Annotated in this window: 12 protein-coding genes; 8 read left to right on the forward strand and 4 right to left on the reverse strand. The window is 62.3% G+C overall.

Features of this window, described 5'->3' with window-relative positions; genetic code table 11:
- Positions 1 to 74: 74 nt before the first annotated feature.
- The 5 genes from NGR_RS25380 (at position 75) to hemH (ending at position 6600) form a co-directional block, all read left to right on the forward strand.
- Positions 75 to 986 carry a heme-dependent oxidative N-demethylase family protein gene (locus tag NGR_RS25380; protein WP_012709348.1) on the forward strand — a complete coding sequence of 304 codons (912 nt, stop codon included), beginning with the start codon at positions 75 to 77 and terminating at the stop codon, positions 984 to 986.
- A gap of 190 nt (positions 987 to 1176) precedes the next feature.
- Positions 1177 to 2628 carry a homospermidine synthase gene (locus NGR_RS25385; RefSeq protein ID WP_012709349.1) on the forward strand — a complete coding sequence of 484 codons (1452 nt, stop codon included), beginning with the start codon at positions 1177 to 1179 and terminating at the stop codon, positions 2626 to 2628.
- Between the two features lie 349 nt (positions 2629 to 2977).
- Entirely contained in the window at positions 2978 to 3343 is a 366-nt protein-coding gene (gene omp10 / locus NGR_RS25390; RefSeq protein ID WP_012709350.1) for an outer membrane lipoprotein Omp10, read from the forward strand.
- Positions 3344 to 3569: 226 nt separating this feature from the next.
- Positions 3570 to 5447 carry a bifunctional metallophosphatase/5'-nucleotidase gene (locus NGR_RS25395; RefSeq protein WP_012709351.1) on the forward strand — a complete coding sequence of 626 codons (1878 nt, stop codon included), beginning with the start codon at positions 3570 to 3572 and terminating at the stop codon, positions 5445 to 5447.
- A gap of 115 nt (positions 5448 to 5562) precedes the next feature.
- The gene (gene hemH, locus NGR_RS25400) at positions 5563 to 6600 is read left to right on the forward strand and encodes a ferrochelatase (protein WP_012709352.1); all 1038 of its coding nucleotides are present in this window, start codon (positions 5563 to 5565) and stop codon (positions 6598 to 6600) included.
- Positions 6601 to 6650: 50 nt separating this feature from the next.
- Here the strand turns inward: hemH and NGR_RS25405 are convergent, their stop codons facing one another.
- The 4 genes from NGR_RS25405 to NGR_RS25420 all read right to left on the reverse strand — a co-directional run bounded on the left by NGR_RS25405 (position 6651) and on the right by NGR_RS25420 (position 11493).
- Positions 6651 to 6938 carry a glycine zipper 2TM domain-containing protein gene (locus tag NGR_RS25405; protein ID WP_012709353.1) on the reverse strand — a complete coding sequence of 96 codons (288 nt, stop codon included), beginning with the start codon at positions 6936 to 6938 and terminating at the stop codon, positions 6651 to 6653.
- 100 nt (positions 6939 to 7038) lie between these two features.
- Positions 7039 to 8295 (reverse strand): arginine deiminase, encoded by a 1257-nt coding sequence (locus NGR_RS25410; protein WP_012709354.1) that lies wholly within the window; start codon positions 8293 to 8295, stop codon positions 7039 to 7041.
- Positions 8296 to 8309: 14 nt separating this feature from the next.
- On the reverse strand, positions 8310 to 9743 hold the full coding sequence (locus NGR_RS25415; RefSeq protein ID WP_012709355.1) for a basic amino acid/polyamine antiporter: 1434 nt from the start codon (positions 9741 to 9743) through the stop codon (positions 8310 to 8312).
- Positions 9744 to 10065: 322 nt separating this feature from the next.
- Complete coding sequence (locus NGR_RS25420; RefSeq protein ID WP_012709356.1) at positions 10066 to 11493, reverse strand: basic amino acid/polyamine antiporter; 1428 nt, start codon at positions 11491 to 11493, stop codon at positions 10066 to 10068.
- 261 nt (positions 11494 to 11754) lie between these two features.
- Here NGR_RS25420 and NGR_RS25425 point away from each other — a divergent pair, with 261 nt between their 5' ends.
- The 3 genes from NGR_RS25425 to NGR_RS25435 all read left to right on the forward strand — a co-directional run bounded on the left by NGR_RS25425 (position 11755) and on the right by NGR_RS25435 (position 16896).
- A complete protein-coding gene (locus tag NGR_RS25425; protein WP_012709357.1) occupies positions 11755 to 12234 on the forward strand; it encodes a YqhA family protein in 480 nt (159 codons plus the stop codon).
- Positions 12235 to 12571: 337 nt separating this feature from the next.
- Positions 12572 to 13747: an efflux RND transporter periplasmic adaptor subunit gene (locus NGR_RS25430; RefSeq protein ID WP_012709358.1), complete on the forward strand. Its 1176-nt coding sequence runs from the start codon at positions 12572 to 12574 to the stop codon at positions 13745 to 13747.
- Positions 13744 to 16896 (forward strand): efflux RND transporter permease subunit, encoded by a 3153-nt coding sequence (locus tag NGR_RS25435; RefSeq protein ID WP_012709359.1) that lies wholly within the window; start codon positions 13744 to 13746, stop codon positions 16894 to 16896. Before NGR_RS25430 ends, NGR_RS25435 begins: the two co-directional genes overlap by 4 nt.
- Positions 16897 to 16959 lie beyond the last annotated feature (63 nt).

Here is a 16959-nt window from a genome sequence, read left to right on the forward strand (position 1 = left end):
AAGCGGACGGATCAGCTAAAGCTATAGCACGAAAAGCTTGTGGCAAGCCGTATAACATGTGAAACGAAGAGAAAATGATCAAGCCGCAGAATGTGCCAAAATCGCAGATGAAGCACACACCCTACGACGGCTCGTCGAAGCCCTTCACGATCGGGTTGACGCAACTCGACCCCGACCGATGGATTGAGCCGGACGAGGCGCTGGACTTCTATCTCTCGGAAAAGGCGCGGCTGCTGGCGGCAGATCGCGGCAGCGTCTTTGCGGCCGAGGCCGGAACGGAGATGGCCCAAACGGAGCTCCTCGATTTTCTGACCGACTATCTCCCGCACCGCTACCCGCAGGTCTACCGGCGCGAGAACGGTGCGATCATCGCCGGCAGCCGTCGTGTGGGGCTCGACGATGACGTCCCGCTCGTCACCGCCGGGTCGCTGATCCAGGACGATCTGGCGATCATGGAAAGCAAGGACGGCGAATGGCGCCTCACCGCCGGCTATGTCGCCTTTCCATCGTCCTGGTCTCTCGGCGAAAAGTTCGGCCGGTCGCTCGATGAGATCCACGCCCCGGTGCCGGGCTTCGAAGCGGGGAGCCGCAATGCGGAGCTGATCGCCCGCATGTTCGACAATCTCTCGCCGGCCCGCTTCGTCGAGCGATTCAATTGGGCGGTCAATGTCGGCGGCGCACTGCATCTACCCAAGTCGAAATCGGAAGGCATCGGCGCCGAGGCCGTCCGGCTGACCGAGGACGGCACCTTCATCCGGGTCGAAAGGCAGACGCTGCGCAAGTTGCCGCGAAGCGGCGCGATCGTCTTCACCATCCGCATCTATTCCGATCCGCTCGCCGCGCTCAGAAACCGACCCGACGCGGCCGCGCTTGCCCGTGCCTTCATCGAGCAGCTCAACGAATTGACCCTGCCGCAGGCGGCCTACAAGGGCCTGGCCAGCAAACGGGAGGCCCTGATCTCCGTCTTGCTATCGATAGCCGGTTAAGCAACATCACAAATCGCCGTTGACCCGACGGCCCTTTATTGTGACATGAAACTATGCTCTACAGCGCCGCGCAAGGGCAGCCGCGGCGGCTTTTCAGTTGAATCCGGCAGCCCCAGAGAAATCCCCAGGCGCGCTTTTCTGCGCGCATTCAAGCAGCACACAGAGACGTTTTGTCAGGAGAGACGCAAAAATGGCAGACACCAGCTACCCGGTCTATGGCGAGATTACCGGCCCGATCGTCATGATCGGCTTCGGTTCGATCGGCCACGGCACCTTGCCGCTGATCGAGCGCCACTTCAAATACGACAAGAGCCGGTTGATCGTGGTGGAGCCCCGTGAGGACGCCAAGGACACGGAGATCTTTGCGCGCCATGGCGTGCGCCACGTCCGCACCGCCGTGACCAAGGACAATTACAAGGAAGTTCTGAAGCCGCTCCTGACCGAAGGCGGCGGCCAGGGCTTCTGCGTCAACCTCTCGGTCGATACCTCTTCGCTCGACATCATCAAGCTCTGCCGCAAGCTCGACGTGCTTTATATCGACACGGTCGTCGAACCCTGGCTCGGCTTCTACTTCGACGCCGAAATGGACAACGCCGCCCGTACCAACTACGCGCTGCGTGAGACGATGCGCCGCGAAAAGGCCAAGAACCCGGGCGGCACCACGGCCGTTTCGACCTGCGGCGCCAATCCGGGCATGGTCTCCTGGTTCGTCAAGAAGGCGCTCCTCAACCTCGCCGACGATCTCGGCCTGAAATATGAGGAGCCGCACCAGGACGACCGCGAAGGCTGGGCAAAGCTGATGCGGAAAGCCGGCGTCAAGGGCATCCACATTGCCGAGCGCGACACCCAGCGCACCAAGCATCCGAAGCCGCTCAACGTCTTCTGGAACACCTGGTCGGTCGAGGGCTTCATCTCGGAAGGCTTGCAGCCGGCCGAGCTCGGCTGGGGCACCCATGAAACCTGGATGCCGAAGAACGCCAGGAAGCACAAGAAGGGCTGCAAGGCGGCGATCTATCTCGAACAGCCGGGCGCCAACACCCGGGTGCGTAGCTGGTGCCCGACGCCCGGTCCGCAATACGGCTTCCTCGTCACCCACAATGAATCGATCTCGATCGCCGACTTCTTCACCGTGCACGACAAGAATGGCGACGCCACCTATCGTCCGACCTGCCACTATGCCTACCATCCGGCCAACGACGCGGTGCTGTCGCTGCACGAGATGTTCGGCAACGGCGGAACATCGCAACCGGTGCACCACGTCCTGGACGAGACCGAACTCGAGGACGGCATCGACGAACTCGGCGTGCTCCTCTACGGCCACGACAAGAACGCCTATTGGTACGGCTCGCGCCTTTCGTTGGAAGAGACCCGCCGCATCGCCCCCTATCAGAACGCCACCGGTCTGCAGGTGACGAGCGCCGTTCTCGCCGGAATGGTCTGGGCGTTGGAGAACCCGAAGGCCGGCATCGTCGAAGCCGACGAGATGGACTACAAGCGCTGCCTCGAAGTGCAGCTTCCCTATCTCGGTCCGGTCGAGGGCCACTATACCGACTGGACGCCGCTCGACGGCCGTCCCGGCCTCTTCCCCGAAGACATCGACACCAAGGATGCTTGGCAGTTCAAGAACATCCTCGTCCGCTAAAGCGGGATGAGGAAAAGTGCGTGCGGTTTCCGCCCGCATCCCGCTCTAACCCGTTGGAATCGATCGCGCCCGGAGCTCGCCGCTCCGGGCGCCTCGACATGATTTTCGCGCCGCGCTCGTCGCTTCCTGCAATTGCCTGCAACCCACGATCGGGCCGCGAAATCGAAACTCCCCTGCGGCTTGGGTGCAACGCCCGGCGTACAAAGTCGCCCCAGAACGTTGCTCTGCTGCTCAATTTGCCGTCAAGCCGGTTCCGGCGGAGCGAAATATGCGGTAGAGCGGGGCGAGAAGAAGTCTGTAGCGGTTGCGGTTGCATCCCGCTTCAACTCGTGACGCGGGAGAAACGCCGATGAAGCCACTCGCCATAATGACCGTCCTGGCAACCGCCGCGGCGCTTGCATCATGCCAGTCGTCCCCCAGGGAAATCCGCCAGGCGCCACAGGCGCGGGCTGGCGGTGTGGAGGGATCCTGGGTCGATCCGAACGGCATCGTTTCCACCTTCGCCGCCGGCACGTTCTCGACGCGCACCACCGATAACAATCAGCTTCTCGCCTCCGGCACCTATGTGAATGTCAGCCCGACCCTCGTCGAGATCAACATGACCTCGCTGGTGCGCCAGACCCAATCCAGGGTCAACTGCGCGCTGGTGACGCCGACGCAGCTGAACTGCACGACGGATGCCGGCGCCCAGTTCTCGCTCGCCCGCCAGGGCTGAGCAGGATCAAAAGACAATACCTCTGCGAAGCCCCCAACCCGGGGGCTTCTTTGTTTCTGAATCCGGCTTAACCCTAGTTGGAATCCGGCAAAGGAGGGGCGCGTTTAGCGCTTGAAGTCCGGCGCGACTGATGAAAACATCCCGCCTGCTAAATCCACTCGGCCAGGAGAGGGTTTCCTTTCGGGGCTTGCAATCGGCTGAAGACGACAGGCAACAGGAGAACATCATGATCAGATACATGCGGACCGGTCTTCTCACCGCATCCCTTCTCGCCCTCTCATCGGGCGCCGCCTTCGCCGATTACGAATTGAACATCCTGCACATCAACGACCTGCATTCGCGCATCGAACCGATCAACAAGTTCGATTCGACCTGCTCGGCCGAGGAGGAAGGCAAGAACGAGTGCTTCGGCGGCGTCGCCCGGCTGAAGACGCTGATCGACCAGAAGCGCCAGGAGCTCACCGGCAAGAACGTGCTGCTGCTCAATGCCGGCGACAACTTTCAAGGGTCGCTCTTCTTCACCACCTACAGGGGCGCGGCGGAAGCGGAATTCCTCAACCTCATGAAGTTCGACGCGATGACCGTCGGCAACCATGAGTTCGACGAAGCCGAGGACGGGCTCGCCAGTTTCCTCGACAAGGTCACCTTCCCGGTCGTGACCGCCAACGTGTTGCCGAGCCACAAATCGAAGATCGGCGACCGGATCAAGCCGTCGATCGTGCTGGATGTCGGCGGCCAGAAGGTCGGCATCGTCGGTGCGGTCGCCAACGACACGCCGGAGCTTTCCTCGCCGGGGCCGGACATCCTGATCGGCGAGGACGTGGCAACGATCACCAGCGCGATCGAGGAATTGAAGAAACAGGGCGTCAACAAGATCGTTGCGCTGACCCATGTCGGCTATCCGCGCGACCTTGCGGCAATCGCCAAGATCCCGGATGTCGACGTCGTTGTCGGCGGCCATTCGCACAGCCTGCTCTCCAATACCGACGAGAAGGCCGAAGGCCCCTATCCGACGATGGTCGACAATCCCGGCGGCTACAAGGTGCCGGTGGTCCAGGCGGGCTCCTACAGCAAATATCTCGGCGATCTCGTCGTCACCTTCGACGACAGTGGCGTGGTCAAGGCGGCCAAGGGCGACCCGATCCTCGTCGACTCCAAGATCAAGCCGGATGAGGCAGTCGTCGCCCGCATCAAGGAGCTTGCCAAGCCGATCGAGGAGTTGAGGTCCAAGGTCGTCGCCAAGACGGAAGCGCCGATCGACGGATCGCGCGAGAACTGCCGGGCGAAGGAATGCGAGATGGGCAGTCTCGTCGCCGACGCCATGCTGGATCGCGTCAAGGGCCAGGGCGTGACGATCGCCATCACCAATGGTGGCGGCCTCAGGGCCTCGATCGACGCCGGCGACGTGACGATGGGCGAAGTGATCACCGTCCTGCCGTTCCAGAACACCGTCGCGACCTTCCAGTTGAAGGGCGCCGATATTCGTGCTGCTCTGGAGAACGGCGTCAGCCAGGTCGAGGAAGGCGGCGGGCGCTTCCCGCAGGTGGCCGGCCTCAAATTTTCCTTCGACCGTTCGAAGCCCGCCGGCAGCCGGCTGGTTTCGGTCGAAGTGAAGGAAGGGGACGCCTTCAAGCCGCTCGATCCGGAAAAGACCTATTCGCTCGTCAGCAACAACTTCATGCGCGGCGGTGGTGACGGCTACGCCGTCTTCAAGGCCAAGGGCGAGAACGCCTACGACTACGGCCCGGGCCTGGAAACGGTGCTGGCCGACTATCTCGCCGCGCATCAGCCGTTCAAGCCTTATACGGACGGCCGCATCGCGGAGGCCGCCGCTGCGGCGGGCGCCACGGCGACCGCGCCGGCTGCGGAAACCAAGCCGGCCGAGAGCGCTGCCGCAGCACCCGCTGCCCAGCCATCGGGCGAAACGGCAGCCGCCGCCGGCGGTCCGCAGAAGCACGTCATCGCCAGGGGCGACACGCTCTGGGATCTCGCCGAGTCCTTCTACGGCAACGGTGTCGAGTGGAAAAAGATCGCCGAAGCCAATGGCGACCCCGAGCCGCGGGCCCTGCATATCGGGCGGGAACTGGAGATTCCGGCGAAGTAAGACAATTTGCCTCTATGGCAAAAGCCGGCGCGGGCTTTCCCGCGCCGGCTTTTGTTTTTAGAAGGATTTGAAACTGGAGGCGTCTGAGGACATATAGGCGCCCATGAGGAAGACGATGACAGAAGTACTTGCCGAACCGACCGCCGCCGCTCACCCGCCCGTGAAATCCGGAAAGGTCGGTGTGCTGCTGGTCAATCTCGGCACGCCTGATGGCACCGACTACACCTCGATGCGTCGCTACCTCAAGGAGTTCCTGAGCGACAGGCGCGTCATCGAGTGGTCGCGCCTCTTCTGGTACCCGATCCTCTACGGCATCGTCCTCAACACGCGTCCGCAGAAGGTCGGCAAGGCCTATGAGCTGATCTGGAACAAGGAGCGGAATGAGAGCTGGCTGCGCACCTATACGCGCAACCAGGCCGCGTCGATGGCCGAGGCACTTGTCGATCATTCGCATCTCGTCGTCGATTGGGCGATGCGCTACGGCCAGCCGTCGATCACCTCGCGCATGGAGGCGCTGCAGAAACAGGGCTGCGAGCGCATTCTGGTGTTTCCACTCTATCCGCAGTATGCGGCGGCGACCACCGCGACGGTCAACGACAAGGCCTTCGAGGCGCTTCTCAAGATGCGCTGGCAGCCGGCACTGCGCACCGTGCCGCCCTATCACGACGACCCGGTCTATATCGATGCGCTCGCCGCCTCGATCGAGCACCATCTGGCAAAGCTCGACTGGCAGCCCGAGGTGGTTCTGGCCTCCTTCCACGGAATCCCGAAGAGCTATTTCGATCTCGGCGATCCCTATTACTGCCAGTGCCAGAAGACGGCGCGGCTGTTGCGCGAGAAGCTGGGCTGGACGAAGGAAAAGCTGCAGGTGACCTTCCAGTCGCGCTTCGGCCCGGAGGAATGGCTGCAACCCTATACGGACGCGACGGTCGAGAAGCTCGCCAAAGACGGCGTCAAGCGCATCGCCGTCATCAATCCGGGCTTCGTTTCCGACTGTCTGGAAACGCTCGAGGAAATCGCCGGCCAGGCAGCCGAAAGCTTCCATCACAATGGCGGCGAGAAATTCGCGCACATCCCCTGCCTGAACGACAGTCCCGAAGGCATGGCGGTGCTCAACCACGTGGTGCGCCGCGAGCTCGAAGGCTGGCTCTAATCTAGCGCGTTGCGGGCCAAGCTTCTTCTGAGATGCGAGCAAGGGCGGAATCATCGGCACCGAGCGATGATGATCGTGCCGTCCGGTTGCCTGTATCTGCAGTTGCCACGATTGTAGGACGGGGTTGTTGCAGTCCCGACCGCGGCGCCCACAAGAGCTCCGCCAGCCGCACCGGCGACCGTGCTCGTTGTGTTCCCACCGATAAGCTGGCCTGCCACAGCGCCAGTTCCAGCGCCCACCAGAGCGCCGGTCAAGCCGCGTTGATTCTGTTCTGTGGCGCAGCCGGCGGCAAGGGCGGCCGATATGGCGAGTGCGAAAGAGAGTGTCCTTCGAGTCATGGCATGCTCCTTCTTGAGTGACCACCCTCTCCGCATCCGGCTTGAACATTCAGCAACCTAGAGCAGGGGCCACGGTCGGTCGCGGCCTGAACCGTCGACCTTAATAGTCAACTGCGTCTCGCATGATCGGGCAGGTCATGCAGTGGCCGCCACCGCGTCCCCGTCCGAGCTCGGCACCGGAAATGGTGATCACCTCGATTCCCTGCTTTCGCAGCAGCGTGTTGGCGTAGGTGTTGCGGTCATAGGCGAAGACGACGCCGGGCGAGGCGCAGACGAGGTTTGCACCGCTGTCCCATTGTGTTCTTTCGCGCATGTAGTCGTTGCCTCCCGTCTCGACCACGCGCATCGCCTTGAGGCCGAGGGCATCGCGCACGGTGTCGACGAAACTGCCCTCGTCCTTGCGCAGGTCCACGGTTCCCGGCTTTGACCCGGGGCGGTAGGAGAAGGCAGAGATGGCGTTGACGATATCTGGGTAGATCAGCACGCAGTCGCGGTCGGCAAAGGTGAACACCGTGTCGAGGTGCATGGCTGCACGCAGCTTCGGCATTGCGGCGACGATCACACGATCCGCTGCGCCCTTTTCGAACAGGGTCGCAGCGAGTTGGCTGATTGCCTGCCGCGACGTCCGCTCGCTCATGCCGATCAACACGTTGCCTTTGCCGATCGGCATGACGTCGCCACCCTCAAGCGTGGCGAGACCCCAGTCCTTGGTAGGGTCGCCCCACCAGACATTGACCTTGCCGGCGAAGTCGGGGTGGAACTTGTAGATGGCGGCGGCGAGGATCGTCTCTTCGTGGCGCGCCGGCCAATAGAGCGGATTGAGCGTCACCCCGCCGTAGATCCAGCAGGTGGTATCACGCGTATAGAGCGTATTGGGCAGCGGCGGCAGGAGGTACTCCGCCACCCCGGCAGCGTCCCGGATCAGCTGCAACATCTCGCCCCCAAGCGTCTCGGGGAACTCGTAGGTCGACAACCCGCCGATCAGGGTCTCCGCGAGCTCACGGTCAGGCAGCCCTTCGAGGTAGCTGCGGATCTCGTCCACGAGCCCAAGCCCGACTTGGTTCGGCACGACCTGATTGTCGAGGATCCACTTCTTGCCTTCTGGAATTGCCACCGTTTGGGCCAGCAGGTTGTGCATCTCGAGAACTTCGACGCCACGGTCGCGCATCTTGTTCATGAAGTCGACATGGTCGCGCTTGGCGTTGTCGACCCATAGGACATCGTCGAACAGAAGGCTGTCGCAATTGCTGGGTGTCAGACGATGATGGGCGTGGCCCGGCGCGCACACCATCACCTTTCTCAACTGGCCGACCTCGGAGTGTACGCCGAAAGTGTGGGTCGAGCTTTCAGAAGACATGACACATCTCCTTTTCAGATCGTCAGGTAGCCGGTGGACAAACCGATGATCGCGGCGATACAGCCGATGACTGCGGCCGCGAAAATCAGCCAGTCGACGGATGTGTTGAAGAGCTGCTTGCCTTGCTCGCGCCTGGCCCAGAAATAGAGGATGGTGCCAGGGGCATAGAGAAGCGCCGAAAGCAGGACGAACTTCATGCCGCCGGCGACAATCATGAAAAACGTGTAGACGGCGGCGATGCTGGCGATGATCAGGTCGCGGTTGCGCTCCTGCGGCCTGACTTCGTAGGTCTCGGCGCGTCGTGCCAGCAGGAACCCGAAAGCGGCCACGAACAGGTAGGGGATCAGCGACATGGAGCTTGTCAGATTCAGCATCAGCGCGAACGCATCCCGCGACCAATAGGTGCTGATGACGAACAGCTGAACGACGATGTTGGTGAGCCATAGCGCGGCTGCGGGGACCTTGTTCTGGTTCTCGGTGCCGAAAACCCGGGGCATGTCGTCCGTGCGCGCAGCCACGTAGAGCACTTCCGCGCACACAAGCGACCAGGCGAGATAGGCGCCAAGCACCGAGACGATCACGCCGATGCTGATGAAAACCGCTCCCCAGGGGCCGACGACGGCTGCAAGCACGCCGGCCATCGAAGGCTGGCTCATGGCGGCAATCTCGGGGCGCGTCAGGGCCGCATAGGGCAGCAGCGTGACCAGCACCATCAGTGCGCTGACGCCGATGAACCCCATGATCGTGGCCGTGCCGATATCGGAGCGCGTCTGCGCATAGCGCGAATAGTTGCTCGCGCCTTCGATGCCGATGAAGACGAAGACCGTCGCCAGCATCGTCGCCTGGATCTGTTGCAGGAGCGTTGCCTCCGGCATCCCCTCGCCGCCCCAGAAGTTGAGGCGGAACAGGTCCAGCTTGAAGAAGAAGAAGAGGATGATGATGAAGGCGATGATCGGAACGACCTTAGCGACGGTTACGACGGTGTTGATGAAGGCCGCCTGCTGGATGCCCCTCAGGATCGTGAAGTGGAAGAGCCAAATTCCGACCGATGCGACGAGGATGGCGATGACGGTGTTGCCGTCGCCGAAGGCTGGAAAAAAATTGCCGAGCGTGGACTTGATCAGCACCCAATACGACACGTTGCCGATGCAACTGCCGATCCAGTAGCCGAAGGCGGACAGGAAGCCCGGATAGTCGCCGAAACCTTCCTTGGCATAGGCGAAAACGCCGGCATCGAGATCGGGCTTGCGTTCGGCCAGCGACTGGAAGACGCGCGCCAGCATGTACATGCCGCCGCCCGCAATGCACCAGGCGATGATTGCGCCGAACGGCCCTGTGGCGATGCCGAATGTTCGCGGGAGGGAGAAGATGCCTGCGCCGACCATGGAACCGACAACCATGCTGGTCAGAGCGAAAAGGGATAGCTTCTGCTCAGCTTTGATCGCCATCGCGCTACTCCCGGGTTGACCGATGTAGGGGGCCGTCCACGCCGGTGCGGACGCCGATCAGATCTGGTATCGCTGGTGATGCCGGAGGAGCTTGTGGACCTTGCCATAGGCTTTCGACGCGAAGCGGTTATCCGCTTCTGGCACCACCTCTATAACATGCTTGGACCCTCTGACCGCAATGTTAGCGTGTAATCTTCAAGATTCCTAGAGGGAATCGATATACGCTGATATGCCGACACAACGACGGGTATGCACCAAAGCGCTGCGCATTTCGCGCAAAGGAAGCTGCAACACTTTGAATTGCTGCAGTTTTCTCGAAGATCTACAAGGTGATGTTGCCGGTCACAAGACGGTAGATGCCGAAAACGCATCCGGCTGCTGCGGTCATGAAGACGAGCCATTCCCGAGGGTTGAACGTCGGCTTCTGCTGCTCACGCCTTGTGTAAAGGAACAGGACCGTTCCAAGTGCGTAGAGGATGGTGGAAAGCAGCAGAAATTCCAGGCCTCCGGCATAGATCATGAAAGCCGTGTAGACCGTGGCGGCACCCGCGAAGATCAGATCGCGGAACCGCTCTTCCGGCCTGATGTCATAGGTCTCGCCGCGCCGGGCGACGAGGAAGCCGTAGGCTGCTACCAGCAGGTACGGAACCAGGACCATTGCGCTCGTCAGGTTTACCATCAACAGGAACGCGTCCTCGGAGAACAGCGTGCTGACGAGGAAGAACTGGATCACCCCATTCGTCAGCCACAGAGCCGCAGCAGGAACGTTGCGGCTGTTCTCCCTGGCGAGAACGCTCGGCATGTCTCCGTTCTTGGCGGCGCAGAAGAGCACCTCGACGCAGATCAGCGACCATGCCAGATAGGCTCCGAGCACGGAAACGATCAGACCGGCACTGACAAAGACCGAGCCCCATGGCCCGACGACGGATTCCAGCACGGACGCCATCGAGGGTTGCCGCATGGCTGCGATCTCCGGCCGTTCCAGGGCGGCGTAGGGCAGCAGCGTCACCAGCACCATCAATCCCAGAACGCCCACGAAACCCAGTGTCGTGGCCACGCCCACATCGGAACGTTTGCGGGCGTAGCGCGAATAGACGCTCGCGCCCTCTACGCCAATGAACACGAAAACCGTGACCAGCATGGTTGCACGAACCTGCTCGAACAGGCTCGCCTCGGGCATGCCCGCGCCGCCCCAAAAATTGGCGCGAAAGAGGCCGGTCTCGAACGCGCCGAGCAGGATGACTATGAAGATCACAATGGGGACGATCTTTGCCACGGTGACGACAGTGTTGATGGCCGCTGCCTCTTTGATCCCCCTCAGGATCATGAAGTGGAAGCCCCACAGCGCGACGGAGGAGACAAGCACGGCGGCGACCGTGTTGCCGTCTCCGAAGATCGGGAAGAACGCCCCGAGGGTGGCCTTGATCAACACCCAATAAGACACATCGGCAATGCAGCCGACCAGCCAGTAGCCGAGGGCCGATAGGAAGCCGGCATAGTCACCGAAGCCGGCCTTCGCATACGCATAGACGCCGGCATCGAGATCCGGCTTGCGTTCCGCGAGCACCCGGAACACGTGAGCCAGAGTGAACATGCCCGCTCCTGCGATGCACCAGGCCACGATCGCGCCGAAGGGTCCGGTCGCATTGCCGAAGGTGCGCGGCAGGGAAAATATGCCCGCCCCTACCATGGAGCCGACGACGAGCGCGGACAGAGAAGCAAGCGAGAGTTTCTGAGCAGTGCTGGTCATGCGGCCTCCGCGTCACGGTTGCCTGATCGAACGAAAAGCACTTGCCGTTGAGCGGCCTCCACTGCACATGCAGCAATCCCAAGTGCTACAGCGTCCCTTGCACGCCCGACAGGACGCGCGTTGCTGTAGGTGGCACGGCGGAAACGTTGTACCTTTAGTTTCAAAACTTCAAGCTGTAAAATCCCGGGGGACCCGACCAGATTTAGTTGTGCTAATCTGCGTCTGTCGCCAGCACCTGCATGAAATAAGGCAGCAAGGCCAATGATCTCGTTTTTCTTGAGCCTCCGCTACATCATGATCCTGGCGTCCATAGGAGTCCTGGGCGGCGCGCTGTTGATGTTCTTCGAAGGCGCGCTTCTCTTACGCAACGCCTTCGCCTTCGTCAGAACCGAGCCGGAGCTTTCGGTGACCGCCGCCGTCTTGCGCGCGACGGACAAGTTTCTTTTCGGCATCGTGCTCACCATCTTCGGCTATGCGATCACGTTCGGTTTCGTCATCGACGTCTCGGACGAAGTCAGGAAGAGGGTGCCCAGATGGATGATCCTCAACACGGTCGCGGAAATGAAGATCCTCTTCATCGAGGTGATCATCCTTTACCTCGTCGTTCATTTTGCGACCGTTGTGGCGGAAACCGAAGGCATGCTGGACTGGAACGGTCTTGTACTGCCGGGCGCGGCACTTCTCCTTGCGGCGGCGATGAAGCTTGTTGCCAGTTCCACGCATGATGTGGGTCCGAAATAGACGCGGTGCGGGCCCACCCCAGGCGCGTTCGAGCCGGACCACCGCGTCATTTTGCTTGAAGGACACCGTCTTTGCGCGTATAACTTGCCGATCCTTCGGCCTGACACTTCTAGGCGTTGCAGCGTCCGCGCTGCATCCGTGCATATCTCTCGTAAAGCGCTCCCAGCGGGTTACCGATAGAGGGCAATATGCAGACGAAACGACCCCTCCTTCGGCGTGTGACAAGTCCCGACAGGCATTCCCAGGGATCTCCCTCTCTAAGAAGGCCGCGTCAGGCGGCCTGATAGCAGCCTCGCCATTAGGAGGCTTGCATCGGAAACTCGAAGCGGGGTCTTCGATGTTCAGAACGGTGTTTCGGTCTGTGGAGTTCGTTCTAGGCCTGGGCAGCCTTCTGTTCTGCGCGACCGCAGACGGCATCGCCCAGAATGCGCCCGTCGTGGGCGTCATGACCGTTCAGGTCGAAGACGTGTCGCCCGGCTACGAGTTCGTTGGCCGGGTCGAGGCCCTCAACGCAGTCGACATCCGAGCCAGGATCGAGGGCTTCCTGGAGAACCGGCTCTTCGCCGAAGGCCAAAACGTCGACAAGGATCAGGACCTCTTCACCCTCGAGCGCACGGCCTACGAGCTCGCGCTCCAGGATGCACAGGCGGTCCTCGTCGCCGCCCAGACGACGCTCGATAATGCCGAGCGCCAGTTCCAGCGAAACCAGGCGCTCCGGAGCACCGTCTCGCAGGCCGTGCTTGAGGAGAGCCAGGCGGCGCGCGACACTGCCCGGGCAGGCGTCCTATCAGCACAGGCCAGGGTCGAACAGGCGGAGATCAATCTCGGCTACACGCACATAAAGGCCCCGATCGGTGGCCGGATCGGCCGCGCCGCCTTCTCCGTGGGAAGTCTTGTCAGCCCTTCGTCGGAGCCGTTGGCCCGGGTGGTTCAGGCGGATCCCATCCGCGTGGTCTTCTCGGTCAGCGATCGTACTATCCTCGACTTGCGGACTGCCGCCGGAGGGGCGGGCAAGGACGAATTGGCAAAGCGCTATACCCTCAAGCTGCGTCTCTCGAATGGCGAGCCCTACCAGCAGGCAGGGAAGGTCGAATTCTTCGAAAATGAGGTCGACGTGCAGACCGGGACGCTGCCGATCCGAGCGCTTTTCGCCAATGCGCAATCGCTCCTCATGCCGGGGCAGTTCGTGACGGTGATCGTCGAGCCCGCGGATCGGCAGCAGCGTCCGGTTGTACCCATCGGGGCGGTTGAGCAGGACCGCGACGGCCGCTTCGTGCTCGTCGTCGACGGGGAGAGCCGCGCCGCCGTGCAGCGCATTCGCGTCTCCACGCAGCTCGGACAAAACTGGGTCGTCGAAGAGGGGCTGAAGGGCGGGGAGCAGCTCATCGTCCAGGGCCTCCAGCGCGTCTCCCCGGGTGCCGCCGTCGAGGCGCAGAGCGTATCAGCCGGCGACGCCGCGACGAATGTCATGGCGCCGACATCCGGTTCGGCGCCGGGATCGTCAAGCCAATGAACCTGTCGGCCCATTTCATCGACCGCCCACGTCTCGCCATGGTCATCGCCGTGGTCATGGCCATCGCCGGTGCGCTGGCGCTGTCTCAGATTCCGATCGCTCAATTCCCGCAGATCACGCCGCCGGAGGTTCAGGTCACCGCGAGCTATCCGGGGGCCAATGCCAGCGTGCTGGAAGAGAGCGTCGGGGCGCCGATCGAGGACCAGGTCAACGGGGTCGAGGACATGCTTTACATGTCGTCGGCGAGCAGCAACAACGGAACCTACTCGCTGACCGTGACCTTCGCAGTCGGCACCGATCCGGCAATGGCGCAAGTGAACGTGCAGAATCGTGTCGCACTCGCGACGCCGCGCCTTCCCGCCTCCGTAACCCAGACGGGGGTGTCCGTGAGAGCGCGGTCGTCCAGCATGCTGATGGGCGTCGCGATCTATTCCCCGAAGGGAACGCGCGATGAGATATTCATAAGCAACTTTGCCGCCAACAATATTCGCGATGCGATCGCCCGGGTTGCCGGCGTCGGCGAGGCCGGCATTTTCGGCCCGTCATACAGCATGCGCATCTGGATGAACCCGGACCAGATGCAAGCCCTCGGCATCACCGCTGCAGACCTGGCGAGCGCCATACAAGCCCAGAACGCGCAGGCGTCTGCCGGCCAGCTGGGATCTCCGCCTGCGGCCTCGGGCCAGCAGTTGCAACTCACGATCATGGCCCAAGGGCGCCTCGCGACCGAGGAGGATTTCGCCAACATCATCGTTCGCGCCAATGCGGACGGTGCGATCGTCCGCCTCCGCGACGTTGCGCGCGTCGAACTCGGTGCGCAATCCTACGACACGACGTCCAGTTTCAACGGGCAGCCGAGCGCGACAGTCGTCGTGTACCAGAGCGCCGACGCCAATGCGCTTGCAGTGTCGAGGGCAGTCCTCTCCGAGCTCGATCGGCTTTCGCGACAGTTTCCCGAGGACGTAGCCTATGCGGTCGTCTTCGACACCACCGCCTTCATTACCGAAACGATCAAGGAAATCGGCATCACGCTTGCGATCACTTTCGCGCTCGTGGTCGCCGTCACCTACCTCTTCCTGCAGGACTGGCGGGCGACGGTCATACCGACGCTGACAATTCCGGTGTCCCTGATCGGCGGCTTCGCTGTCCTTTATCTGCTGGGCTACTCGGCCAACACCATCACGCTCTTCGCCGTCATCCTCGCCATCAGCCTGGTCGTCGACGACGCAATCATCGTCGTCGAGAACGTGCAGCGTGTGATGAGCGAAGAGGGCTTGGACGTCCGCGACGCGACCCAACGCACGATGACGCAGGTGACGGGTCCGATCGTAGCGACCACGCTCGTCCTTGCGGCGCTGTTCGTCCCGATCGCGTTCGTGCCGGGGATCACCGGGCAACTCTATCGCCAGTTCGCGGTAACGATCCTGGTCACGATCAGTTTCTCCACCATCAACGCACTGACGCTCAGTCCGGCCCTGTGCGTCCTCATGCTCGAGCGGCCGCGCCAGAACCGGCGCGGGATTTTCGGGAGGTTCAACCGTGGCCTCGACGTCTCCCGGCAATGGTATCTCGACATGCTGGACCGCATGTCGCGACGGCTGGTGATCGCCTCGGTGCTTCTCCTCGCGATCCTCGGAGGGGTCTATGGATTGTTCCGGACGCTTCCGACCGGGTTCGTGCCGATGGAGGACCAGGGATACCTCTTCATCAACGTGCAACTGCCAAATGCCGCGTCGCTTGAGAGGACCCAACAGGCGCTCGACGCCGTCGTCGGGATCTTGCGCCGAGCGCCCGGCGTTGCGAATTCCGTCGGCATCGCCGGCAACAGCATGGTGGGCGGCGGCGGCTCGAATGCGGGGATGGTGATCGCCGCGCTCAATCCCTGGGAGGAACGCAGCAGCGCCGATGAAAGCATCGACGCGATCATGAACCACCTGCGCGCCGAATTCGCCCGGATTCCCACCGCCTTCGTCGTGCCGTTCAATCCTCCGGCCATTCCGGGACTTGGCGCAACCGGCGGCTTCGATCTGAGGCTTCAGGCGCGCGACGGCCAGAGCCAGCAGGAGCTTGCGGAGGTGATGCGCGGCCTGATCGTCAAGGCGAACCAGGCCCCGGGCCTCGCCAGTGTCTTCAGCACCTTCACGGCAGACGTGCCACAGGTCTTCCTCAACGTGGATCGCCGCCGGGCGGAACTGCTCGGCGTTTCGACGGCGACCATCTTCAGCGCTATGCAGTCCCATCTCGGATCGTCCTATGTCGACGATTTCAACATCTTCTCGCGCGTGTATCAGGTGCGCATCCAGGATGAGCCGCAGTTCCGTAGCCGGGTCGAGGACATTCAGCGGCTCCGCGTCCGCAGTCGGAACGGGGAACTGGTGCCTCTGCAGGCCCTCCTGTCCATCTCGACCATCTACGGGCCGAACGCGATAAGCCGCTACAATCTGTTTCCTTCTGCGTCGATCAATGGTCAAGCCGCAACCGGGACAAGCACCGGCGAGGCCCTCGCCATCATGGCGTCCCTTGCGGAGCAGAACCTGCCGGAGGGCTTCGGATTCGAGTGGACGGGGCTCGCACTGCAGGAGCGACAGGCCGGCAACCAGACGGTCGCCATTCTCATCATGGGCATCATCTTCACCTATCTCTTTCTCGTCGGGCAGTACGAAAGCTGGAGTGTTCCCCTCGCGGTGATGCTCTCCGTGTCCGTTGCCGTGCTCGGTGCCCTCGCGGCTCTGATGCTCGCATCGATCGACGTCAACATCTACGTGCAGATCGGCCTCGTTCTATTGATCGGGCTTGCCGCGAAAAACGCCATCCTCATCGTGGAGTTCGCCAAGGAACGGCGCGAGGAGGGGATGACGACGCGCGAAGCCGCAGCAGCAGGCACGGCCCAGCGCTTTCGCCCGGTTCTCATGACGGCAGTGGCGTCGATTCTCGGAGTCGTTCCCCTCGTGATCGCCACAGGCGCAGGCGCAGGCAGCCGCCGCGCCATCGGCATGACGGTGTTCGGCGGACTGCTCGTCGGCACGGTCATCGGCCTCCTGCTCATCCCCTTGCTCTATGTCCTGATCCAGACCGTTCGCGAGCAAATCAAGGCGCGTCTCTTCAGCCGCAGCCAGGGCACCGGCGGCACCGCCCGACCTCAGCCCTGAGCGGAATTTGAGAGGCTTGGATTGTCTTTTGTGTTGCGGCCTCGCGGCGGTCGCGCATGGCGC

The organism is Sinorhizobium fredii NGR234 (genome assembly GCF_000018545.1).
Lineage (GTDB): Bacteria > Pseudomonadota > Alphaproteobacteria > Rhizobiales > Rhizobiaceae > Sinorhizobium > Sinorhizobium fredii_A.